General features: G+C 41.3%; 1 protein-coding gene. It reads right to left on the bottom strand.

Features of this window, described 5'->3' with window-relative positions; genetic code table 11:
* Nucleotides 1-16: 16 nt before the first annotated feature.
* Nucleotides 17-574 (bottom strand): UDP binding domain-containing protein (locus tag KIV40_RS29560; protein ID WP_285352816.1); only part of this gene is annotated, 558 nt, incomplete at its 5' end.

The following is a 574-nucleotide window of genomic DNA, read 5'->3' as shown; positions in this document are numbered from 1 at the left end:
TAAAAACCAACGACAATCAATCGGATCCAAACAAATCTCTAGTGTAGACTTTGTCTGCTACATCTTTAATTTCATCGACCATACGATTAGATACAATTACATCACAACTCGCTTTGAACTCGTCAAGATCATTCATAACTTGTGAGTGAAAAAACTCTGACTCCTTAAGTACAGGCTCATAAACTACAACTTCAATGCCTTTGGCTTTGATGCGTTTCATCACACCTTGAATGCTTGAGGCTCGGAAGTTATCAGAGCCCGCTTTCATAATCAGTCGATAAATACCCACTCGCTTGGGATTACGCTTGATGATTGAGTCGGCCACAAAATCTTTACGTGTTGTATTCGCATCCACGATTGCTCCGATAATTTCATTTGGCACATCTTCGTAATTTGCACGCAGCTGTTTAGTGTCTTTTGGTAAGCAATAACCACCATAGCCAAATGATGGATTGTTGTAGTGGTTGCCGATGCGAGGGTCAAGACCGACCCCCTCAATAATTTGACGACTATCTAGGCTATGTGTCTCAGCATAAGTGTCTAACTCATTAAAGTAAGCCACACGCAATGCAAG

The sequence above is a fragment of the Vibrio sp. D173a genome, assembly GCF_030248475.1.
Note: the sequence above shows the minus strand (reverse complement) of the source record. Positions and strands in the feature narration are given on the sequence as shown.